Origin of the sequence: Leptolyngbya cf. ectocarpi LEGE 11479, assembly GCF_015207065.1 — a bacterium.
GTDB lineage: Bacteria > Cyanobacteriota > Cyanobacteriia > Phormidesmidales > Phormidesmidaceae > Leptothoe > Leptothoe ectocarpi.
Map to the genome: position 1 here is coordinate 1 of NZ_JADEXP010000375.1, position 6182 is coordinate 6182.

Annotated in this window: 7 protein-coding genes; 4 read left to right on the plus strand and 3 right to left on the minus strand. The window is 45.4% G+C overall.

The window, feature by feature from the left end:
* From trxA to IQ260_RS26045, 3 genes are all read left to right on the plus strand, one after another.
* Positions 1-335: thioredoxin (trxA, locus tag IQ260_RS26035; RefSeq protein ID WP_322745051.1), on the plus strand; the 335-nt coding region annotated here is incomplete at its 5' end.
* The gene (gene folK, locus IQ260_RS26040; protein WP_322745052.1) at positions 335-853 is read left to right on the plus strand and encodes a 2-amino-4-hydroxy-6-hydroxymethyldihydropteridine diphosphokinase; all 519 of its coding nucleotides are present in this window, start codon (positions 335-337) and stop codon (positions 851-853) included. The genes trxA and folK, both read left to right, overlap by 1 nt.
* 76 nt (positions 854-929) lie before the next feature.
* A complete protein-coding gene (locus tag IQ260_RS26045) occupies positions 930-1484 on the plus strand; it encodes an NUDIX hydrolase (RefSeq protein ID WP_193995997.1) in 555 nt (184 codons plus the stop codon).
* Here the strand turns inward: IQ260_RS26045 and IQ260_RS26050 are convergent.
* Positions 1481-2158 carry a hypothetical protein gene (locus tag IQ260_RS26050; RefSeq protein WP_193995998.1) on the minus strand — a complete coding sequence of 226 codons (678 nt, stop codon included), beginning with the start codon at positions 2156-2158 and terminating at the stop codon, positions 1481-1483. The two genes, IQ260_RS26045 and IQ260_RS26050, sit on opposite strands and share 4 nt — an antisense overlap.
* A gap of 76 nt (positions 2159-2234) precedes the next feature.
* On the opposite strand from IQ260_RS26050, the gene IQ260_RS26055 reads away from it, so the two are divergent.
* Positions 2235-2915: a hypothetical protein gene (locus IQ260_RS26055; RefSeq protein WP_193995999.1), complete on the plus strand. Its 681-nt coding sequence runs from the start codon at positions 2235-2237 to the stop codon at positions 2913-2915.
* A gap of 98 nt (positions 2916-3013) precedes the next feature.
* On the opposite strand, the gene IQ260_RS26060 is transcribed toward IQ260_RS26055, so the two are convergent.
* Both IQ260_RS26060 and IQ260_RS26065 read right to left on the minus strand, forming a co-directional pair.
* On the minus strand, positions 3014-5281 hold the full coding sequence (locus IQ260_RS26060; protein ID WP_193996000.1) for a caspase, EACC1-associated type: 2268 nt from the start codon (positions 5279-5281) through the stop codon (positions 3014-3016).
* A 13-nt stretch (positions 5282-5294) separates the two neighbouring features.
* A complete protein-coding gene (locus IQ260_RS26065; protein ID WP_193996001.1) occupies positions 5295-5663 on the minus strand; it encodes a hypothetical protein in 369 nt (122 codons plus the stop codon).
* Positions 5664-6182: the final 519 nt, after the last annotated feature.

Below are 6182 nucleotides of genomic sequence, written 5' to 3' on the forward strand. Positions count from 1 at the left end.
TCCCAAGATTTAGACTAATGGCTGTTAAACAACAATTTTCTAGCTTTCAAGAGATGTTGGAGGGGGCTGATAAGCCCATATTGGTGGATTTTTATGCGGTTTGGTGTGGTCCCTGTCAGCTGATGGCAGGGGTGCTGGAGCAGGTAAAAGCCAAGCAGCAGGACCAGCTGCAAATTGTAAAAATCGACACGGATAAGTACCCCAACCTGGCGTCGCAGTATCAGATCCATGCCCTACCAACGATGGTGCTATTTAAGGATGGTCAAGTCGTAGACCGGATTGAAGGAGCGATGCCCGCAGATAAACTGATCGAGCGGCTACAGCCGAATCTGTAGTGGGTGTTGCAAAAGTAATAGCCGATCGAGATATGGAAACGGCATGTGCCATTGCCCTGGGGAGTAACCTGGGAGACTCAGAGCAAACGATTGAAGTCGCCTTGGCACGACTTGATCAAATAGAAGGGATGCGATTGGGGGTGCGATCGCAACTCTACAAAACAGCCCCCGTTGGTCCGCCCCAGCCCGACTACATCAATGCCGCCGCTATTTTTTACACCACCCTAAGCCCCGAGCAGGTGCTGTGTACTCTCTTAGCAACCGAAGCCAGCTTTGGCCGTATCCGCCGTGAACGCTGGGGGCCTCGTACCCTGGACCTGGACTTGCTGCTCTATGGCAACCGAGTAATGGATACACCGAATCTGACCCTGCCCCATCCCAGGATGCATGAGCGGGCATTTGTGCTAGTGCCCTTAGCCGAGATTGCTGCCAATTGGCAGCATCCAGTTCGTGGGCAGACGGTTAGAGAATTACTGGGACAGGTAGATATTGCTGGGGTGTTTCCGTTGGTAGCGTAATTAGCTGGCTGAGCGAAGTCGAAGCCAGCGGTCTCCTGTAGTAATCTAATCCCGTTACCCCACAGCATTTACAACCATGACTCTTGGTCTAGAACCACCTCAGCTGCTCAAAAAGTGTCTGTATTACGCCGGACGCAAATTTGACTTTGAAGTCAACCGTCTGCGGCTACCCAACAAAGTCGAAGGTGAGTGGGAATGTATTCGTCATCCGGGAGGAGCGATGGCGGTACCGGTTACCCCTGAGGGTCAGCTCGTGCTCGTACGCCAGTATCGCTTTGCTGTGCAAGGCAGACTGTTGGAATTCCCCGCTGGTACAATTGAGGTAGCGGAAGATGCCTTTACAACTATTCAACGAGAGATTGAAGAAGAGACTGGCTACAGCGCCAAAGAATGGATCAATCTAGGTAAGTTTCCGTTAGCGCCCGGATATTCTGACGAGTATATTTTTGCGTTTCTAGCCAATGATTTGGAGAAGCTAGAAACAGCGCCTCAACAGGATGATGATGAGGATATTGAAGTTGTTTTAATGACACCAGAAGAGTTTGAACAAGCGGTGATCAATGGGGATGGTGTGGACGCAAAATCCATTGCCGGATACTTTCTCGCAAAACCCTTTTTGAATAAGCTTTAGTCACTGGTTAAAGCTAGCGGCTCTTTTTTAAGAAATTTCACTTCGACTGTAGCCTGCTGTAATCGCTGGCACATGCGCAACTGCCGATAAATTGGCTGCCAGGTCCATAATAGATTGACCAGAGATTCCCACAGTGTGAGCCAGCCAAATACCGTGATCCCCTGACCAATCAGATGTAGCGAAATGCCAGCGTCCTCCGGAAAAGAGAGAGCATCTACTGGAATTGAAATTCCCAGAGCAGTCAAACCAAACACGGCTAACAGTAGAGAGTCACGAATGAGGCGTTTTAGGTTCTCTCGTTTAACGGTTTCTAGATAGGTAAAGTGTTCGGGAATCAGGTTTTGCAGGTCGGTTTGAAGTTGTTGTGGAGGAAGTACAGCAACTACTGGATCTCGAGAAGGCGTGGTGAGAGAGATTTTGAGCAGCAGCTCGTCTTGGTCAACTTCGGCGACGCGACGGAACAGGTACTCGACGAGATCGATATTGAGATTGCGGGATAGGGGTTTAGAGCCGTCGTGCGATCGCAAGCACTCAAACGGTGCCAATAAATCTTCCCCCGCCTCCAAATGCAGCGGAATAATCACCTCTCCCTCCGTCTGCCGATAACGAGTTGTCAAGCGGTCCCCCAAAGGAACCCGTTGTCGAAATGGAAAAAGCAGAGCAACTCGTTGCATAGCAGCCGTATAATCTGAGCGACGATAGTTAGTGTAGGCTAATCGTGCCTAGATCACATAAAGGGGGGACTGAACCATGGCAAGACGGAAGCAAACAAAGGGAGCATGTACCTATTGCGAGAAGGAAATGACCAAAGGGGGAATTTCTAAGCATCTCAGCAGTTGTAAAGCTCGTCAGGCAGCCATTGAAAAAGCTGAACAACGTAAAGCAAAATCTGAGAATTTATATCATCTGAGAGCGCAGGATGCCTATCGAGGAGACTATTGGCTGAATTTAGAAATGCGCGGCAGTAAGGCTCTGAATGATTTAGATATGTATTTGCGCTATATCTGGTTAGAGTGTTGCGGACACCTGAGTGAGTTTTCGGTTGGGCGCTTTATGGATACGGTTGGCATGAGTCGTAAGATCGAAGATGTTTTTAGTATGACCGACGGTTTGGATCATACCTATGACTTTGGAACATCGTCGGAAACCATCGTGAAACTTGTTGATGTGCGCAAGGGTGTGCCGTTGACGAGTAAACCGATTGTTTTGATGGCTCGTAACAATGCACCGATTGTGGGCTGTATGGAGTGTGAAAAGCCTGCCACCTATCTGTGTATGGAGTGTATCTATGAAGATAATGCAGAAGGGACGCTGTGTGATGAGCATGTGGAAGGGCATCCCCATGATGATTATGGTGACCCGCTACCTATTGTGAATTCTCCACGGACAGGGATGTGTGGGTATGAAGGACCAGCAGTGCCACCCTATTGAGGTAGCTGGCTGTTAGAGCAGCAGCATAGTTGCAGCTGGATCAGCCTGTGAAGGCCTGTAGCGAGTAGCAGTTACCCCAGCCTTCAGGGTTAGCTGACTTACACAATCATCTTCCTTAAAGCTTCTCGTCTCTCCTCCGTTAATCGATATATTTGCGGTGCTGCCCTGCCAATAGAATATCCTTGGGCATAGGCAACACCCAACTGCTTTAGCCTCTGGAGGCTGATGGGAGATTGTTCATCTAAGCCTTCAACGATAATTTTGGCAGAGTAAAGTTTGCTGGACTGTGCCACTATTTCACGGACAAAACGTATAATAACTTCAGCTTGCTGTTGATGAAGTATGTCTCTATCAATCTTGACGTGGGGTGGATTAAGGCTAGCTAATCGAGCAACTGAGGCATACCCTACTCCGAAGTCATCAATTCCAAACTTAACTTCTAGCTCTTGAGTATAGCGCACTAACCTATCTCTAAAGGCTTTAAGGGGAGAACGCACCCGCATGCCATCTTGATATTTTGGCAATTCAGCTTTCTCAGAGATTTCCAATACCAGGTTGTCGGCAGGTAAAAGCGTATATCCATAGTCATCGGGAGTGGTAATCTCACGCACAGTTTCAAAATAAACTGTACGCATTAGTGATTCTGGATAAACATTAACAGAGAGGGGAGTGATTTCATGGGATCTATTTTGTTGGGCTTCAGCACTTGCTTGGCGATAGCTCTTGGCGGCTCGTCGAAGTAACCCCACATCCAGCTCAACGGTAAATTTACGCCCCCAGAGTTCCGCCGCCTGAAATAGATCAATCGGAGCATTTAGGGTGCAGGGGTCTCGTGCCAATGCTTCCCATCCTTTAATTGTGACTTGTCGGAGATCGAGAATTGGCTCGAAATAGATGACTATTTCAGCAAGACGTTCACAGAATAGCTCAAACCTCCTATTGTAAAATCCGATTGGAAGGAAGCCGTAGGCACGTTTGAGATCATCTAGAATCAGGGCCTCAACCTTTGATGGATTCCAGTCAGTATCCTGAGACACCACATAAAAACTGGAGACAACTCTAGCAAAGACATCATTTAGCCACTGAGATTCCTGTGATAAACCACAGACGGCTATGAACTCGGTATCATCAGATGAAACAATCGGTATTAGAATAAATGCCTTTGTAATACCCGTTCGTTCATCCAGGAAAAATCTATATATGCCGTGGTGGCCCGTTGTAAAAATCGCTTCTGTTGAAACAGCCGCCAGAACTTGACTGGTAAGAAAATCACTATATGCCGTTGGATCACAAGACGACTCCAACTTGCTTTGAGCATTTAATGTCCAGCTACTTTCCCCATGGGGACTGTACATTGAGAAGATGAAATCTGCGTCTGAAGCAAGACGAAGTAACTCTAAAACAGAGTTCTTAAAATCTTTTTTATCGACAGGGCTTGTGTCCTGCTGCCTAGCCAGATGATAGCTATTTAAGTGTTCAACTAATCTTTCAACAAATGGAGTTAAGGACTGAATTAAGCTAGGAATAACTGCATAGGTGCTCGCCTTTTGTCGTGTTTTTTCTAATTGGATGCCTTCTAATTTAGGAATGTGAGTGCAGCTAATGTCTTGCTTAACACGTTTACTTGCCTCAACTTGGGATAGAACAATCTCAAATCCTGTATCTTTTAGGACAATAATTTTGGGTGTTACTTTAGGAAGTCTTTCTTGCACCTTTTGGGTCGCATATTTGTGTAAGTCGAGAATGGAGACTCTTCCATCACCATCAGAGTCTCCTTTTCCCGTTTCTATTCCCTCAACAAGATAGCGAGTGTATACAGATAAATTCTCTTCTTTCTGTTCATAGGAGTATTGAGTGGAACTCGATGATGCTAGAACGACCCTTCCCTCTGCCCCCAGTTGTTTTTTGAGATTGAATGACCCATCATCTTTAGCTTTTAAAGAGGGGTCAAATGCACCGCTAAAGCAGCAATCTAAGATAATTGCTTGGCGTTTAGCGCGGCTGTCATTCATAATGTCATGGACAAAACGAGCCGGAACAGCCGTGGCACGTCTTAGTTCGCCGGATTGATTTTTACAGGTATTTCGAGTCGCAAAATAAAGATTATTATTTTCATCTTTAATACCATGCCCAGAAAAGTACAAAAGAACTAAATCATCCTTTTGACGCCCAATAAACAATGTCTCGATTTCAAGCTGCATTTCTTGAAGATCAGGGTTATGACATACCTTAATGTGGTCGAACCCTCCCATTTCAGAATTATTCAGGACCTTTTCAACGGCTCTAATATCTTGAGCTGCGGCTGGTAATGTACTCAGCCCTTCTTGATATTCACTGACGCCAATCAACAGTGCTAATTTTGCCATTCCTGTTTACAGCTCACTTTGCAATAAAATCCTGTGCAGTTTTTACTGCAAATGCTAATTCTTCTCGATTGTGAGCTTTAACCTTTAAATGTCTACCTTCGGATTCAACTTCCAATTCGATGGGTTTACTTTCTAATCGGGTTCCTAGATAACTTAATAAGTGTTTAGCATTTTTAGCACTCACCTCAGCTGTCAACAGTCCTACAATAAAACCACCCAATGATTTACTGTTTACTGGTGGGCTGGGGTGGCGAACCTTATTGATTGATTCAACTTCATCGATCTCTTTTAGATCTAGCATCAGGTTCTCAACAAGTCTTTCCTTAGCATCTGCTTCTAACTGAGGAGCATCAAAGTGAATTGTTAGCTTAATATTTTGCACGGTTTTAGCACCTGTTAAAGCAAGTAAGACTCGTATTAAAACTACTGCTAAATAATTTTATTCGGGACCTGTCAAGAAAATCCTTAGTATATATACCGATAAATTGAATTTAGTTGATTGCTTAATATTCGGGTTACAGTTGTAGGGTAATGCTCTTCTGCTGATCCAATGATGAAGCTCCTGCAGGGCGGTTGATCAATCACCATGGAGGAATTGATGCTGGTGTAGATCAACAGCCCATAAAAAACTGCACTCTCCTGTAGAAAGTGCAGCACCAAGTGAAAAATTGATTAGTAGGTTGATGCTCGTATTAATATCTCAACGATGTGATGTGCACGATTGAAACGTGCGTTCGGAAGAGATATCCGTACATTCAACTACTCTAAGATAACAATAGTCCGGACAGAAAAGCGAGAGAAATAGCCAGAAAAGCTATTCAGGCACTAAGGTTTTGTTAACAGACAAACCCACCTGAATAGCCATGACATGCATCATACCGGGTCTACTACGAAAAGTGGG

Bases quoted from the DNA above. Each gene is read 5' to 3' on its own strand.
- IQ260_RS26045 (WP_193995997.1), top strand. From the start codon at position 930: ATGACTCTTGGTCTAGAACCACCTCAGCTGCTCAAAAAGTGTCTGTAT.
- IQ260_RS26050 (WP_193995998.1), bottom strand. From the start codon at position 2,158: ATGCAACGAGTTGCTCTGCTTTTTCCATTTCGACAACGGGTTCCTTTG.
- IQ260_RS26055 (WP_193995999.1), top strand. From the start codon at position 2,235: ATGGCAAGACGGAAGCAAACAAAGGGAGCATGTACCTATTGCGAGAAG.
- IQ260_RS26060 (WP_193996000.1), bottom strand. From the start codon at position 5,281: ATGGCAAAATTAGCACTGTTGATTGGCGTCAGTGAATATCAAGAAGGG.